The following is a 15687-nucleotide window of genomic DNA, read 5'->3' on the forward strand; positions in this document are numbered from 1 at the left end:
AGCCATATACATGAGGGTGCAGAAGTTTAGCAGTTGCGAAATAAACCAACATTAACCAGCAACTTCGTGGACTAACCTATGAAAAAGCTAATCGGACATGGAGATTGGCCCAGTGCCAAAAGTCTGTTCTCTGCCCTGATCCCCGGCCTGTTTGCGCTGGGAACCCTACCCCTAGCTGCAGCTGAAACGCAAACCACCCAGGCGGTCGACAGCCTGGCGCAGCAATGTTTTATTATTCAATCACCAACCAATGGCCAGTATCTGCATCGCTTCCATCAGGGAGGCACTGTGGATGATGGTCTGAGTTATCGTTTCGATAATATCAGCCAGGCCGAGGCCAGTGCGTTTTACTTCAAACCCAGTCGCCGCGGTCATTTTATGATGACAGACGCAGATGGCCGCTTCTTTGCCAGCCATCTGCCGGCCGAAGTCAGCGCCGGTCGTTACCCGGGGGAATTTGCCGAGTGGCGGGTTGACGCCGAAACAACGCCATCCGGTGAATTCAGTTATCGCTTTCACGCCGTGGGCCTCAATCTGGGACTCAGGCACAACTACAGCGGTGGTGGCTTGTATTTCTTCGATCTGCTCAACCCTGGAAACAACACTTCAGAGGCAAGCTTCAAGCTGGTTGCCAGTGATGCCTGCAGCGCGTTTCCCGAGGTTGAAGTCAATGCCAGTGGTGATTTATCCGCCCTGAAAGGCGATGCTTCACTGCCGGTGCGTGGTCTGGTCGATGCCCACACCCATATCACCTCGTATGAGTTTATGGGCGGCAAGATGATGCATGGCAAGCCGTTCCACCGCTGGGGGGTGACCCAGGCGTTGAACGACAGTGCGGTGATCCATGGGCCGAATGGCTCACTGGATCTCATCGGCAATCTCTACTCCTTCAACGACGCCAACTTCCGCTATGACACCCGAGGCTGGCCGGACTTCCCCTGGTGGCCCAATCACGAGCAGATGACTCACTCAGGTTACTACTACAAGTGGATTGAGCGCGCCTGGCTAGGCGGTTTGCGCCTGATGGTCACCCATCTGGTGGAAAACGAAGTGTTGTGCAACGCCCAGAAAACCATCAATCCCGCCAGTTGGGTCAACCCCAACGACTGTAACACCATGAACAGCATTCAGTTGCAGATTAACCGTCTCAAGCAAATGCAGGAGTATATTGATGTGCAGTCCGGCGGCCCCGGCAAAGGCTTCTTCCGCCTGGTGTCCTCGCCTCAAGAGGCTCGCGAGGTCATTGCCGACGGCAAGCTGGCGGTGCTGATGGGCATAGAGGCCTCAGAGCTGTTCAACTGCGGTATCAAGGATGATTGCAACCGCCGCCAGATTGAAGAGCAACTGCAGCAAGTTTATGCCAAGGGGGTGAGAATCCTGTTCCCGACCCACAAGTTCGATAACCAACTGGGCGGCTCAGTGGTGGAAGACGGCTTTATCAATATCGGTGAAGTCTTGGCGACGGGCCATTTCTTTGAAACCCAGGCCTGCGACGCCGACACCCAGGGCAGACCATTCAACTCAGGTTTCCCCATTTTGGGCGAAATCCCAGTACTCAAGGATATTCTCAATGCCGTGGGTCTCAATCCCCAGTACGACGAGAACATGCTGCACTGCAACAAGCATGGCTTGTCCGAAAAAGGCGTCTACCTGGTTAACCGCATGATAGATATGGGAATGTTGATAGAATTGGATCATATGTCGGCACAAACCGCCACCAGTGTGATGGATATTGTCGAGCAGCGCCAATATGGCGGGGTGATCACCAGCCACAGCTGGATGACTGACGGCACCCAAGGCAGACTGCACCCCAACACCCTGCGCCTGGCCAAGGTCGGCGGCTTTATGGCGCCCTACAACAGTAACGCCAACCATCTTGGAGGCAGTATTGATAGATACCTGCAGTTGATAGCCGATACTCCTTTTCTGCCGGGTGTCGGCCTGGGAACCGATATGAGTGGCCTCGGCGCTCAGGCCGGCCCCAGAGACGATGCGGCCACTAATCCACTGCACTACCCCTTCGTCAGTGAGTTCGGTATCCAGTTTGAGCGTCAGGTATCGGGGAATCGTGTATTTGACTTCAATCAGGATGGCATGGCCCATTACGGTATGCTGGCTGATCATCTGCAGGATGTGCGCGAGCAGCTTGGCGGCAGTACCTATGAAGCCTTGATGAACTCGGCCGAAGCTTATCTGCAGATGTGGGAGCGCGCTGAAGCCCACAGGGATGAAGCCTATATCAATCCACTGCCAAACTATGTGCGGATAGTCAACCGCGCTTCGGACAAGTGTATGGATATTCCGGGTAATGGCAGCGATATGGTCAATGGCACAGATGTGATCCTCTATGACTGTGAACGCGACGCCTGGGATCAACGCTGGAGTTTTGATGCCGACAAACGCATGTTCAGCAACAAGGCCAATCCATCCTTGTGTTTGGACAATCGCGGCCAGGCCTACAATGAAGGCGAAATCCTGGTATGGGAGTGTGTCGACAGCGACAATCTGCGTTGGGATTATGACGGCCGCTTTATTCGCAGTGCCCATGACGCCAATATAGTGGCCGACGCCTACGGCCGTGGCAACGATGCCCAAGTGGGTCAATGGCAGTTTCATGGCGGCGCCAACCAGCAATGGTTGCTCAGGCCTGAGATGACTATTCACCGCTGGGTCAGTTTGCGGGATAAACGTGCCGGGCTATGTATCAGCGCTCCCGAACAGGCCCAAAGCGGCAGCCTGGTGAACCTGGACAACTGCAGCAACCGTCAGGGGCAAAAATGGTACTTCGATCCGATAAAAGGCAGTATCAAACTGGCTGGTGACGCGGGACTGTGCCTGCACATTCCAGGTGGCAATACCCAGGATCATAGCCAGTTGGCACTGGCGCCCTGCGATGCTTCCAATCCGGCTCAGGCATTCGATAAAGACGGCAGCGTGTTCTCAAGCCGAATGGCACCCAATCAGGTGCTTGATGCCTCGGGAGAACAAGCCGGCGCGGCTCTTATCCTCTACCATCACCATGGCGACAGTAATCAGAAGTGGAAGTCCAGCCTCTGATCCAAGCCCTTAAAAAACAGCAAGGCCGGTTCAATGAACCGGCCTTGTTTATTGTGATTTTTTTTACTTGGTGTTAAACCAAGCTCGCCATAAAAGACTTAGGCTTCAATGCCTTTGCTGGCCAGGAACTCATCATAAGTGCCCTTGAAGTCGCTCACGCCATCAGCGCTTATCTCTATGATACGGTTGGCCAGTGATGAAACGAAGGCGCGGTCATGGCTGACAAACAGCAAGGTGCCTTCATAGAGTTCGAGGGCGTTGTTCAACGACTCAATCGATTCCATATCCAGGTGGTTGGTCGGTTCGTCCATCACCAGAATATTGGGCTTTTGCAGCATCAGCTTGCCAAACAGCATACGACCCTGCTCACCACCGGACAGTACCTTGACAGATTTCTTGATGTCGTCGGCGCTGAACAGCATACGGCCCAGCACTGAACGCACCGCCTGATCGTCATCACCTTCCAGACGCCACTGACCCATCCAGTCGAACAGGTTCATATCATTTTCAAAGTCGCTGGCATGATCCTGGGCGTAGTAGCCGATACGATGGTTTTCAGACCACTGAATGGTACCGCTCTTTTGTGGCAACTCGTGGATCAGAGTACGCAACAAGGTGGTCTTACCCACGCCGTTTTCACCCAGAATCGCGATACGCTCGCCCACTTCAGCGATAAAGTTCACATCCTTGAACAGCAACTCATCGTAACCATTGCTCATGTTCTCAACAATCAAAGCGTTACGGAACAGTTTCTTCTCCTGCTCGAAACGAATGTAGGGGTTAACCCGGCTGGAAGCCTTGATCTCATCCAGCTTGATCTTGTCGATTTGACGGGCACGGGATGTGGCCTGTTTGGCCTTGGAAGCGTTGGCAGAGAAACGCGCCACGAAGGTTTGCAGCTCGGCAATCTGTGCCTTCTTCTTGGCGTTTTCAGCCACCAGGCGCTCGCGGGCCTGAGAGGCGGCTGTCATATATTCATCATAGTTGCCCGGATAGACCCGCAGCTCACCATAGTCCAGATCCGCCATATGGGTACAGACAGAGTTGAGGAAGTATCTGTCGTGGGAAATGATGATCATGGTGCTGTTACGCTGGTTAAGCATCTCCTGCAGCCAGCGAATGGTATCGATATCCAGGTTGTTGGTCGGTTCGTCGAGCAGCAACACATCGGGATCAGAGAACAAGGCCTGTGCCAGCAGCACCCTGAGTTTCCAACCCGGTGCCACTTCACTCATGGGGCCAAAATGTTGTTCCAGCGGAATACCCACCCCGAGCAGCAGCTCACCGGCGCGGCTTTCTGCGGTATAACCGTCCATTTCGGCAAACTGCATCTCAAGATCGGCCACTTTAATGCCGTCTTCTTCGCTCATTTCCGGTAAGGAGTAGATGCGATCGCGCTCCTGCTTCACCGCCCACAGCTCTTTGTGGCCCATGATCACTGTGTCGATAACGCTGTGCTCTTCATAGGCGAACTGATCCTGGTTCAACTTACCCAGACGCTCGTTGGGATCCAGCGACACATTACCCGAGGTTGGCTCCAACTCACCGGAAAGGATCTTCATAAAAGTAGACTTACCGCAGCCATTGGCGCCGATAAGGCCGTATCTGTTGCCTTCGCCGAATTTAACCGAGATGTTTTCAAACAGCGGCTTGGCGCCAAACTGCATGGTGATGTTAGCTGTCGTTATCACTGTATGATTCCAAAATATCCAGATGCGGGACCTGGCTATGTAAAGCCGCGTCCAAGAGCCCAAGGCCTATGATTGGCCGGGTAAATAAAGCCGGGCACTATAACATTCCTGCGTGAATTATCAACCAAACTCGCGGACAGCCAGCGAGATAAAGCAGTGCAACCAGCTGTTTACCAAAGACTTTAAAAATCTTCTGCAAGCAGATTAAAAATCCAGATCGCGGCCACACACCAAGGTAGTTTCCGCCTTGTTTGTTGCAAAAGTGCTGTAACAGCCAAGTTCGGGGCGCAAAATCTCTGTCGGCAAGGCATATCCCGGCTCACCATTGATAGTGATGCTCTCGCTGTCATCGGTGTAATCCGTGCTCAGCGTGGTGCCATCGGCCAACTGCCAGCGACTGAGAAATGAGTGCACATTGGCACAAACCGTGATTTCACACTCCAGGGTCTTTTGGCTGTCACCCTTGATCACTATGCACTCAGTGGTTTTCTCGCCGCAGCCCGCCTGAGCAGGCACAGAGATGGCGCTGAGCAGCAAGACACCGCCTAGCAGACTCGGCTTAGCTGCCGCGGTTAATTTTCTGGATTGCATTTTCCTACTCCTTTCCCATTTCGTTTCTTATTCCCCGTTGCCCTTGCTGTGACTCGCTTGGCCAGCGATATCCAGCCCCAAGCTTATATTGACCAAAGGCTCTTATAGACTAAAGGCTTTGACAGGCTAAGGGCTCAGGCCGTGACCACAGGCTGCCTTTTTCGGCAGGCATTGGTGCTGAGCAAAGGCAAACCCCTTATTTAAACAGGAAAAACAAGGCGATAAAACAAGAAAACAATAAAAAGCCGGGGCAATTCCCCCGGCTCGAACGCTGAAAGAGCTTAATCCAAAGACTGACGCCGCAAGCGGTTGGCGTTAGTCACCACAGTCAGTGAAGACAGCGCCATTGCCGCGCCGGCCACCACAGGGCTCAGCAAGATCCCTGTCAGCGGGTACAGCACCCCGGCCGCAATCGGGATCCCCAGAGTGTTGTAGATAAAGGCGCCGAACAGGTTCTGCTTGATGTTGCCAAGTGTCGCCCGCGACAGGGCAAATGCCCCGGCCAAACTACCCAGCCTTGGGTTAAGCAAGGTCAGGTCGGCGCTCTCTATGGCAATCTCTGTGCCTGAGCCCATGGCAATGCCGACATCGGCGGCCATCAGCGCCGGGGCGTCATTGATCCCATCACCGACCATGGCCACCACTTCACCCTGCGCTTGAAACTTACTGACCCAGGATTGCTTTTCATCCGGCAACACCCCGGCGATGACTTCCTCAATCCCCACCTGACGCGCCACGGCTTCGGCTGTGGCCTGGTTATCACCACTGAGCAATACCAAGCGCTTGCCCTGGGCCTTGAGCGCGGTCATGGCTTCTTTGGCATCGGATTTGATTGGGTCACTGATCCCCACCAACGCCAGCAGCTGATGATCTCGGGCCACCAGCACCTGGGTGTGTCCAAGCGCCGCCCCCTGCTCCAGTCTTGCCTGGTGCGTCTCGGTCAGCCTAATGCCCAGTGCGTCCATTAGCTTGCTGTTACCGACCGCCCACTGTCGGCCTTCAAACTGCCCCAGCAGACCTTGCCCCTGGCGATAGTCAAACCCCTGCGGCTCACTCAGTACAACCTCTTTGGCTTTGGCGGCATCCAGCAGCGCCGCCGCCAATGGGTGGCCCGAGTGTTGTTCAAGGCTGGCCACGGCGCGCAGTAGCTCGCGCTCATCAAAGGCATCATCAAAAATATCCACCTGGGTGACGGCGGGCTTACCTTCTGTGATGGTGCCGGTCTTATCCAGCACCACACAGCTGACCTTGCTGGCGGTTTGCAGCGCCTCACCGTTTTTCACCAACACCCCCATGGAAGCGGCGCGGCCGACAGATACCATGATGGACATAGGCGTCGCCAGCCCCAAGGCGCAGGGACAGGCGATAATCAGTACACTGGTCAGCACCACCAGCGCATGGGACAACGCGGGCTCAGGGCCGACAAAATACCAGATGATGGCCGCCAGCAGCGCAATCACCACCACCACAGGCACAAACACGGCGGCTATCTTGTCTGTCAATCGCCCTATGGGCATCTTGGAGGTCTGGGCCTCCTGAACCAGGGCGATAATCTTCGCCAGGCGGGTATCGGCAGGCCCGGCAGTAACTTGGTAAATAAGGCTGCCGTTTCCATTGACTGTGCCGGCGCTCAGACTGTCGCCCACGGATTTAGCCACGGGAATGGGTTCGCCTGTGAGCATGGACTCATCGAGCAGCGAACTGCCTGAAAGCACTTCACCGTCGAGCGCCACTCTGTCACCCGGGCGCAGTCTCAGCTTGTCGCCCACCACCAGCGTTGCTATGGCCACGGTTTCATCGCCGTCTTCGGTGATCTTGATGGCCGTATTGCTCTGCAGGCCAATAAGCTTCTGCACCGCTTCACTGGTCTTGCCGCGGGCTCTCAGCTCCAATGCATGCCCAAGGTTAATCAAGCCGAGGATCATCACACTGGCCTCAAAGTACACATGACGGGTGCCGTCGGGGAAAAAGCCGGGAATAAGCACCACCAGCATGGAGTAAAGCCACGCTGTGCCCGTACCCAGGGCAATCAGCGTATCCATGTTGGCACTCTTGGCCTTGAGTGAGCGCCACATACCACTGAAGAAGTGCCCCCCGGTGGTGACCAGCAGCAACAAGGTCAACAGCCCCATGGCGCCCCAGATAAGTTGGCTTTGGCTATCGTGGATCATCATGTCACCACCGGCCAGACCCCAGATCATCAAGGGGATCCCCAGCCCGAGACCGGCGATGGCCTGTCTGATCCGGGTGCGATATTCCCTGGCATCATGCTCGGCCTTGTCGGCCATGGCACTGGCGGCGTCGGTTATCGGCTCGGCGCGATACCCGGCTGAGAGCAGCAGCGCAACGGCTTCAGCAACTGGCAACCCAGCGGCCACGCTCACCTGCTTGTCGGCCAAGTTGACTCTGGCCTCGACCTCTTTGGCGGCAAAGGCTTTTTCTATCTTGGCCACGCAGCTGGCGCAGCTCATATCCGGCACAAACAGCAGTGTGGGGTTGGCAGGATGAAGCGTGGCGGCTTTCTGCTTGACTGCTTTATCGGCATGGTTGCCGGCTTTAGTTTCGGTTTCAGTTGTAGTTGCGGCCACTGCCGGTTTCAAAGTGTCAGCCTGAGCTTCTGTCTCAGTCTCGGTATCAGCCTCGGCATGCTCATCGCGCCAAGGCTCGGCGGTAAACCCGGCGGCCTTTAACAGCTCGGTCAACTCGGCGGCGGTTTTATGGCTTTTCAGTGCAAGCCGTTTCTGTTTCAGATTGACTGTCACCTCGGCTTCATCGCTGAGCGCCTTACGAATACTGGCCTCACAATGGCCACAGGTCATATCGCCAACATAAAAGTGGAAGTTTTCCGGCTCACTTGTATTACCTGGCGCAAGCGTTGGCGGGGTAAAGCCTGCGCCGGTTATCAATTCGGCCAGTTCCGCCGCGCTCTTGTGACTTTTCAGCCGCAGCTGTTTGCCTTTAAGGTCGACTTCTACCTCAAGCTCATCAGCCAGCGCCCTGCGAAGCTTACTCTCACAGTGGCCGCAGTTCATATCGGCAACATGAAAGTTAAAGCTGGCAGGGGCTTCAGGGCTGGGTTCAGGGCTGGGCTCTTGCGCGCTGTCACCGGCGCCGGGAGCCGCAATCTCGGCCTGCTCAGCGTCATAACCTGCGTCTTTCAGTCTCGCCAGCGCCGTGGCGGGGGTAAGCTCAGCGCCCGGGACGAATGTCAGCGTCAACGACTTATCGGCCACCTCGGTAGCGGCTTCTACGCCGGTATCGTCGGCAAACAGGGCCCTTATCTTGCTGGCGCAGCCGCCGCACTTCATATTCGTTATGGTGAATTGTATCTGGTCCATTGGAAACTCCCTTCTGTGCCCCTCGCAAGCGAGGCTGGCTCAACACTGGGATAAAGGTTAAAGTCTCCAGTAACGGGAGAGTCAAGCTCGAAAAATCATCCGTGAGATAAAAGGTGCACTGACTCTCAACAATGCGCTTGCGGCGCGACAAAATTGCCCACAATAGTCCAAATACGGCAGAAAGCGGGAGTTTGACGATGAAAATAGGCGAAGTGGCCAAGGCAACAGGCCTGAGTATCAAGAGTATCCGCTATTACCATGACATAGGCTTGGTTGAGGCCCATAGAGGCGACAACGGGTATCGTGAGTATCGTGCAGCCGACATCGAGGCGCTCAAGTTTTTGCAGCACTGCCGCGAGCTGGGCTTTACCTTGGATGAATGCCGGGATCTGTTGCAACTGAAACACAATCCCAAACGCTGCGCCGAGGATGTCAAACGCCTGGCCAAGGGGCACCTGCAGGCGTTGGAAGAAAAGATGACCAGACTGGCCTCACTGCATGCCCAACTGAGCGAGCTGGTATCTCAATGCCGCGGTGGCAGCCAGTCTGAATGCGCCATCATAGATGGCCTGTCCAGCGAAGCCAAACAGGCCTGAAGTTGTCACTCAGGCAATTTGGCTTGCTGCCCGGGCCGCGCCAAGGCTGCGGCATTGTCCAGCTTCAGTGCCGGCAGCGTGCCCGCCGGGGTGAAATCAAACACCATGCCGTAGAACACCAGCTCTGACTCCAATGCCAGTATCTTGTTGTGGGGCTGGCGAAAGCCGTGCCCCTCCCCCTCAAAGCCGATAAACGCCGTGGGAACGCCCTTGTCTTTCAGCGCCTTGAAGATATGCTGTGACTGATTCGGTGGCACCACCTTATCTTCGAGCCCTTGCAACAGCAGCAAAGGCTCATTGAATCCCTGCAGATGATACAGGGGCGAGCGTTCACGATACACAGCCTTCATTTTGGGGTAAGGGCCTATCAGTTGATCCAGGTATCTTGACTCAAACTTATGGGTTTCCTTGCCCAGCACCTCGATATCACTGATCCCGAAATAGCTCACCCCGGCCTTGAACTTGTCATAGAAGGCCAAGGCCGAAAGCACGCTCAAGCCACCGGCACTGCCGCCGCGAATCGCCAGTTTGTCAGCACTGACCCAGCCTTGGTCAACTAAAAACCCTGCGGCCCAGACGGCATCCTCAACATCTGCCTTGCCCCAGTTGCCATAGAGGCTTTGGCGATATTGGCGACCAAACCCGGTACTGCCACGGTAATTGAGCTCAAACACGGCAAAGCCGCGACTGGTCCAATACTGAATGGCGCTGCTGTAAGCCCGGTTGGCCTTGGCGGTCGGGCCACCATGCAGCATCATCAGCAGCGGCGGCCGGGTGTCAGGCAAGGGTTGGTAGTCACCATTTACCGGCGGATAAAAATAGCCATGAGCCTTGTCTCCCCCCTTGGTGGTGAACTCCACATTGATGGCGCGGGAGATATATTTGGGATCCAATCCGCTGATCTCCGGGGCGTACACAAGCTCTGTACCGCGGCCGGAAACCTTGTAGATGCCGCGCTCGGGTGTTGGCCTATTGCCAACAAAATAAACCCCGTCGGCCCCTTGCACCACCTGCCTGATATCGGCAAAGTCGGCGGCCAAAGGTTCAATGACCCCAGTCTGCAGATCCAGTCGCAGCAATCCGGCATCGCCTTCCTTGTTGAAGCTGGCTATCAGGGTGTTTTCATTCTCAAAGGCGTAAGCATGCTGGCCCAGCTTCCAGGCAGGGCCGCCGATTTCAGCCTTGAGTTGGGTAACCTGCTCGATTCTGCCGTTGGCATCCAGCCGATACAGGTTCCACCAGTTGTCATAGTCGGCAATAAAGTAGAGCACACCGCCAGGGCTGAACAGGGGTTGCATCAGTGCGCCCTTTCGCTCAGGGGTGATTTGCCGAATATTGGTCAACTGCCCCTTGCGGTTGAGATCCCCAAGCCACAACTGGGTATTATCCCAAGGCATATTGGGGTGTTCCCAGGTAATCCAGGCAAGCTGTGTATTGTCGGCATTAATTGCCGGTGAACTGATAAAGTCGTGACCATCGACGAAGATATCCCCTTCACCGGAGAAATTCAGGTTAATGGTCACCAAACTGGCCTTGGGCTCTCCCGGTTGGCGATGATCTTCCCGGACACAGATAATCCGTGAGCCCTTGGGATAAGAGATACAGTCACCGTGACGGGTGCCATTGGGTGTCAGTGCCAGCGCCTCCTGATTGGGCGCTATCCGGTAAAACAGCTGATCCTGCCCCTTGGTGACAAACAGGCTCTGGCCTATGCCGAGAAAGTCGCCTCCGCCATATTCATGAACGCGGCTGCCAATACCAAAGGTCGGCGCCACCACACTGGTAATGCTGCCGTCTTTTTCGAGACGCTTGATCCCCACCTTGCCACCTTCGGCCGGGCTGGATTCCGAGAAATAAATCGCATCACCGACACTCTGCAGCTCACCTATTGCCGAGGCACTGCCGTAGACTTCGGCGGCTCCCAAAGGTGAGACCCAGCTGCCATAAGCGGCACTAATCCTCTGTTCATTGTTGGCAGGGGCTTGTTGCTCCTGCGCAGGTTGACCGCAACCCTGCAACACTGAAGCCATCAGCGCTGCGGCCAGAATTCGCTTTCCGGGATTGAAAATCATGGTTTCGTTTCCCCCAACACCTGCCCAGGGGCAGGCTGAAACTACTACAACTTAAGTCTTGTGTTTTCTTGGTTTTTCTTATTTTTTATATCTGGCACAGAACCACTGCAAAACCCTGTACTGCTGCAAACTGGATAATCCAAAAAAGATGCAGATCCAAGGTGAAAGCAAATAGTACCAGGTGATGGGTTCTGTGGAGCGACCGCTGAGAAGCAGGTAGAAGAATCCGAAGTAGATTACCATGACCCCCACGACTCCCACCAGTAAAAGCAGGCGCTTGATTTGTTTCTCCAGCCAATGCATGGGTGAGTGTTTATACCTCTGGTGCTTTTACCTTTTAGTAGGGGAATTGTTCAATCCGGGACAAGAATTGTCAACGTCTGTGATACAAAGCGGACAAGTATCTGACACCCCGGATTGCAGAATGATAACTTTTGAGAGATTTGGGCGCGGCTCAACCGCCATTTTTGGGCAAATAACGCCCGGCATCCCTGGACCAACGAAAGTCCACTTTGCTGCCATTGTCGACATTTTTCAGGCGCAGATCATAGTATCCATGATGTTGACGCCCAAGAAGCTGCAGCAGATTTTTGCCTTCATCAATAACCCGGGCGCGTACGCCGGTTTCATCCCGCTCACCGGCCAGATCTTTATAGAAATACATGGGTTCAGAGAAGATATTCACCAGCTTATCGCCATCGATTACATAGAGCTGCAGCGCTTCATAGAAGGCACCGCCACCGGAAAAACCTTCACTGAAACCAACTCGGATCCCTATGGCGGTTAACTGGTCACTGACCTTGTAGGGTGCCAGATCCAGCTTTTTGACCGATTGAGGTACTGTATCAGAACCGCCATCCACTGTGCTCTCCAGATTGGAGTAGTTCCAGTTGACCGGGGTATTGAGTGGGCCATCGTGGGCAGCAAGCGCTTGGAAGTTCCCCTGGTCCAGCTTAAATACGCCAAAGTAAAAATCATGGGTCTGACGCTCGGCAAAGTTCTCACTGCAAAGATCGCTGCCATCTGTATATTTAAGATCCGATCCTTCGGCAACCACACAGGCATAGCCCAGATACAAGCCCTGGTTGCCCCAAGGTTTGGCGCCTATGCTTGCCAGCAAGTCCAGAGAACGTCCCGGCGCCAACCAATCGAGCAACATCTTGGGCGCAACACCATCTGGCAAGCTCTGGCCGTCTTTGGCGAGCAGTTTTCCTTCCATCTGCTCGGCATAAATCTGCCGCCCTTCCTCGTGACGTATGGCAGCTTTGGCTTCACTGGGTTGAACTGTCTGAGTAGTGTGTAAGGTTTGGCTGGCGTTGGTTTGGCTAGCATTGGCTTGTGAGCCGACAAGAGCACAGGAGAGCGAAGCAGTCAGCACTAGCGTGGTTGACAACAATAGAGGGTTAAAGGAAACCTGCCTGGTGGAAGAAAACATCATCCCTGTCCTTGTTTGAAACGCAGTAAAGAACAGGGATGATATCTATTTTCGCCTTGATATCAAAGCATTGAATTACAGGCGGATACCGCCGTCAATTTCAAATACCCGGCCATTGACATAGTCGTTTTCAATGATGAATTTAACTGTCGAGGCGATTTCTGCGGCATCACCCAAACGGCCGACCGGTACCATTTTCTCCAGGCGCTCCAGCGCTTCCGGTTTCATGGCGGCGGTCATTTCGGTGGCAATAACCCCGGGGGCAACAGCGGCGGCCCTGATCTTGTATCGCGCCAACTCTTTGGCCCAGCCCACCGCCATGGCAGCAACACCGGCCTTGGAGGCGGCATAGTTGCTCTGCCCTACATTGCCGGCCCGAGCCAGGCTGGAGATATTGATGATCACCCCTTCCTGGCCAGAGCTTATCATGGCGGCTGCGGCTTCACGGCCACAGAGGAAGCTGCCGCTCAGGTTTACATTGATAACCGACTGGAACTGCTCCAGAGACATACGGTCTGTCACCTGGCCCTCTTTGGCTTTGATCAGCATGCCGTCACGCAAAATACCCGCGTTGTTTACCAGCACATTGAGCTGACCAAAATCTTCCAGAATGTACTGAAAGGTTGCCATCACATCTTCTTCATCTGTGATGTCCACCGCATAACCCTGAACTTCGGTCTCGCCCATCAGGGCACAGGCTTGCTCCAGACGGTCCTGATCCACATCGATCAGCGCCAGACGGGCACCGGCAGCGGCCAGCTCCTGCGCCATGGCCAGACCCAGTCCACCGGCTCCACCTGTGATGGCGACTACCTTACCTTTTACATCCATTGGGTTATCCTTATTTCTCTTGCTTGAATTGTTCAAAAATACTGGAAAAATCGCGACGACCATTACCCTTGCGGGCATGGTTGACATAGAGGCTGCGCGCCAGTGCGCCCATGGGGGTGCTCGACTGGCTGGACAGCGCTGCTTCCTGGGACAGACCGAGATCCTTGACCATAAGATCCACCATAAACCCGCCCTGATAGTCATTGGACGATGGCACGCTTGGCATCACCCCGGGGCAGGGGTTGTATTTCTCCAAGGTCCAGTTGCCGCCGCTCGAAACTTTCATGATATCTGACAGCACCTTGGGATCCAAACCATTATCTATCCCCAGACTCAGTGCCTCGCTGGTACCTACCATCAATACAGACAACAGCATGTTGTTGCAGATTTTGGCAACCTGACCGGCGCCGGCACTGCCTGCATGGAAAATATTGGCGCCCATGCACTCGAGAACGGGTTTGGCCTTGGCAAAACCTGCGTCGCTGCCGCCGCAGATAAAGGTCAGCGTACCGGCCGCGGCCCCGGCGGTGCCACCGGAAACCGGCGCATCAACAAACTCAAGCCCTTTGGCGGCCGATGCAGCCGCCACAGTGCGGGCGCTGTCGGCATCTATGGTAGATGAATCGATAAGTAAGGTCCCCTCTGCCACAACATCCAGCAGCCCTTGCTGCTGCTCGCCGCCGAGGTACAGGCTACGAACATGCTTGCCGGCCGGCAACATGGTTACCACCACATCGGCACCCGCCGCTGCGCCACAGGCGCTCTGGGCCGTTATAGCCCCCTGCTCTGCCAGGCTCTGCATCGCCGCCGGCACCAGATCGAATACCCGAACAGCCATCCCGGCCTTGATCAGGTTGACCGCCATCGGCCCACCCATGTTGCCCAAACCAATAAAAGCCACTGTTGTCATCTGTTTGCTCTCCCTGTTGGAATCTTGTTTGCCGACATCTGTTACAAATCGGCCAATGGGTGTTCATGTTCAAATGGCGACTCGAGCAAGGCAGATACCGCTTCTTGCGGTGCTATCTTGCCCTTGCCGTAACGCCAGTTGGGATTACGGTCCTTGTCGATAAGCAGCGCCCTGACACCCTCACAAAAATCACCTATGGCGCAGCAGTTGAGGCTGAGACCCAGCTCGAAGCGGAAACAATCCGCCAGGCTCATGTCAGTCCCAAGCCTTGACTGCTCGTAGGCCAGCGCCCAGCTAAGCGGGCTGCCGCTCAGCATGGTGTCACGGGCGCGCTGCAACCAGCTCTCTTGGGTTTCCAGGGCCTGCATCTTGGCGAGAATTTCGGCCATATCTCCGGTCATCAGCTCATCTATCTGAGCCTGATGGCCCTTCAAGCGGCTGCTGCCGGGACGCTCTTCACTCTGGGTTTCCAGTTCATTAAGCAGATCATGCAGCTTCTGCTGGTTGAGACTGGTGTTATTGCCCCAATTAACCGTCGCCATGGCATCGAGCATGCGCTCTTTATCCGTTGAGGCCAGAAAATGATTGCCAATGCCGGTATAACGGGCATCGGCCGCATTCATATTGTAGGCGGTCAGGCCGAGAAACAGCCCAGTCTTGCCCGGCATGCGGCCAAGAAAATAGCTGCCGCCGACATCCGGGTAAAGGCCTATGGTGACCTCGGGCATGGCGATGCGCGAGCGCTCGGTCAACACCCTGTGGCTGGCACCTATCATCAGCCCCAGACCACCACCCATCACTATGCCATCGCCCCAAACCAATACCGGCTTGCCGAAGGTGTGCAGCTGAAAGTCGAGTCGATACTCCTCTTCGAAAAACACCCGGGCTTCCTGGGTGTAACTGCCGGGATTGGCCTGCTGCGCCTGATACAGCGCCCGCACATCTCCACCGGCGCAGAAGGCTTTATCGCCGCTGCCGTCAAGGATCACGCAGGCAATCTGCTCATCCTGTTTCCAGGCAGCCAACTGCTTGGCCAGCAAACGCACCATGTTGAGATTCAGTGCATTGAGTGCTTTTTCCACATTGAGTGTCGCCACACCAATCAACTTGCCGCTGGCGGTTCCCAGGGTCTGAAATACCACTTCATGACTCATATCAGCGCCCTC

General features: G+C 55.2%; 11 protein-coding genes and 1 pseudogene. 2 read left to right on the plus strand and 10 right to left on the minus strand.

What is annotated here, in order from left to right; translation table 11 throughout:
- The first annotated feature begins 78 nt into the window (after positions 1-78).
- Positions 79-3057 (plus strand): ricin-type beta-trefoil lectin domain protein, encoded by a 2979-nt coding sequence (locus ACSHSR_RS13575; protein ID WP_479630836.1) that lies wholly within the window; start codon positions 79-81, stop codon positions 3055-3057.
- A 98-nt stretch (positions 3058-3155) separates the two neighbouring features.
- On the opposite strand, the gene ACSHSR_RS13580 is transcribed toward ACSHSR_RS13575, so the two are convergent.
- The 4 genes and pseudogenes from ACSHSR_RS13580 to ACSHSR_RS13595 all read right to left on the minus strand — a co-directional run.
- Positions 3156-4748: an ABC-F family ATPase gene (locus ACSHSR_RS13580; RefSeq protein ID WP_025009796.1), complete on the minus strand. Its 1593-nt coding sequence runs from the start codon at positions 4746-4748 to the stop codon at positions 3156-3158.
- Between the two features lie 204 nt (positions 4749-4952).
- Complete coding sequence (locus ACSHSR_RS13585; protein ID WP_144223913.1) at positions 4953-5339, minus strand: hypothetical protein; 387 nt, start codon at positions 5337-5339, stop codon at positions 4953-4955.
- A gap of 281 nt (positions 5340-5620) precedes the next feature.
- Positions 5621-7810, minus strand: coding sequence for a heavy metal translocating P-type ATPase (locus ACSHSR_RS13590; protein ID WP_479631523.1), 2190 nt, complete (start codon positions 7808-7810; stop codon positions 5621-5623).
- Positions 7811-8023: 213 nt separating this feature from the next.
- Positions 8024-8677: pseudogene (locus tag ACSHSR_RS13595) on the minus strand (heavy-metal-associated domain-containing protein); the annotation flags it as partial.
- 197 nt (positions 8678-8874) lie between these two features.
- On the opposite strand from ACSHSR_RS13595, the gene ACSHSR_RS13600 reads away from it, so the two are divergent.
- Positions 8875-9273 carry a MerR family transcriptional regulator gene (locus ACSHSR_RS13600; RefSeq protein ID WP_025009794.1) on the plus strand — a complete coding sequence of 133 codons (399 nt, stop codon included), beginning with the start codon at positions 8875-8877 and terminating at the stop codon, positions 9271-9273.
- A gap of 5 nt (positions 9274-9278) precedes the next feature.
- On the opposite strand, the gene ACSHSR_RS13605 is transcribed toward ACSHSR_RS13600, so the two are convergent.
- The 6 genes from ACSHSR_RS13605 to ACSHSR_RS13630 form a co-directional block, all read right to left on the minus strand.
- Entirely contained in the window at positions 9279-11345 is a 2067-nt protein-coding gene (locus ACSHSR_RS13605) for a S9 family peptidase (protein ID WP_479630837.1), read from the minus strand.
- A gap of 78 nt (positions 11346-11423) precedes the next feature.
- The gene (locus tag ACSHSR_RS13610) at positions 11424-11648 is read right to left on the minus strand and encodes a hypothetical protein (protein ID WP_025009792.1); all 225 of its coding nucleotides are present in this window, start codon (positions 11646-11648) and stop codon (positions 11424-11426) included.
- A 151-nt stretch (positions 11649-11799) separates the two neighbouring features.
- Entirely contained in the window at positions 11800-12783 is a 984-nt protein-coding gene (locus tag ACSHSR_RS13615; protein WP_479630838.1) for a hypothetical protein, read from the minus strand.
- Positions 12784-12855: 72 nt separating this feature from the next.
- Positions 12856-13611: an SDR family oxidoreductase gene (locus ACSHSR_RS13620; RefSeq protein ID WP_025009790.1), complete on the minus strand. Its 756-nt coding sequence runs from the start codon at positions 13609-13611 to the stop codon at positions 12856-12858.
- Positions 13612-13621: 10 nt separating this feature from the next.
- On the minus strand, positions 13622-14521 hold the full coding sequence (mmsB, locus tag ACSHSR_RS13625) for a 3-hydroxyisobutyrate dehydrogenase (protein WP_479630839.1): 900 nt from the start codon (positions 14519-14521) through the stop codon (positions 13622-13624).
- A 41-nt stretch (positions 14522-14562) separates the two neighbouring features.
- Positions 14563-15675, minus strand: coding sequence for an enoyl-CoA hydratase/isomerase family protein (locus tag ACSHSR_RS13630; protein ID WP_107111006.1), 1113 nt, complete (start codon positions 15673-15675; stop codon positions 14563-14565).
- Between the last annotated feature and the right edge of the window lie 12 nt (positions 15676-15687).

This window comes from Shewanella sp. VK101, assembly GCF_056497865.1.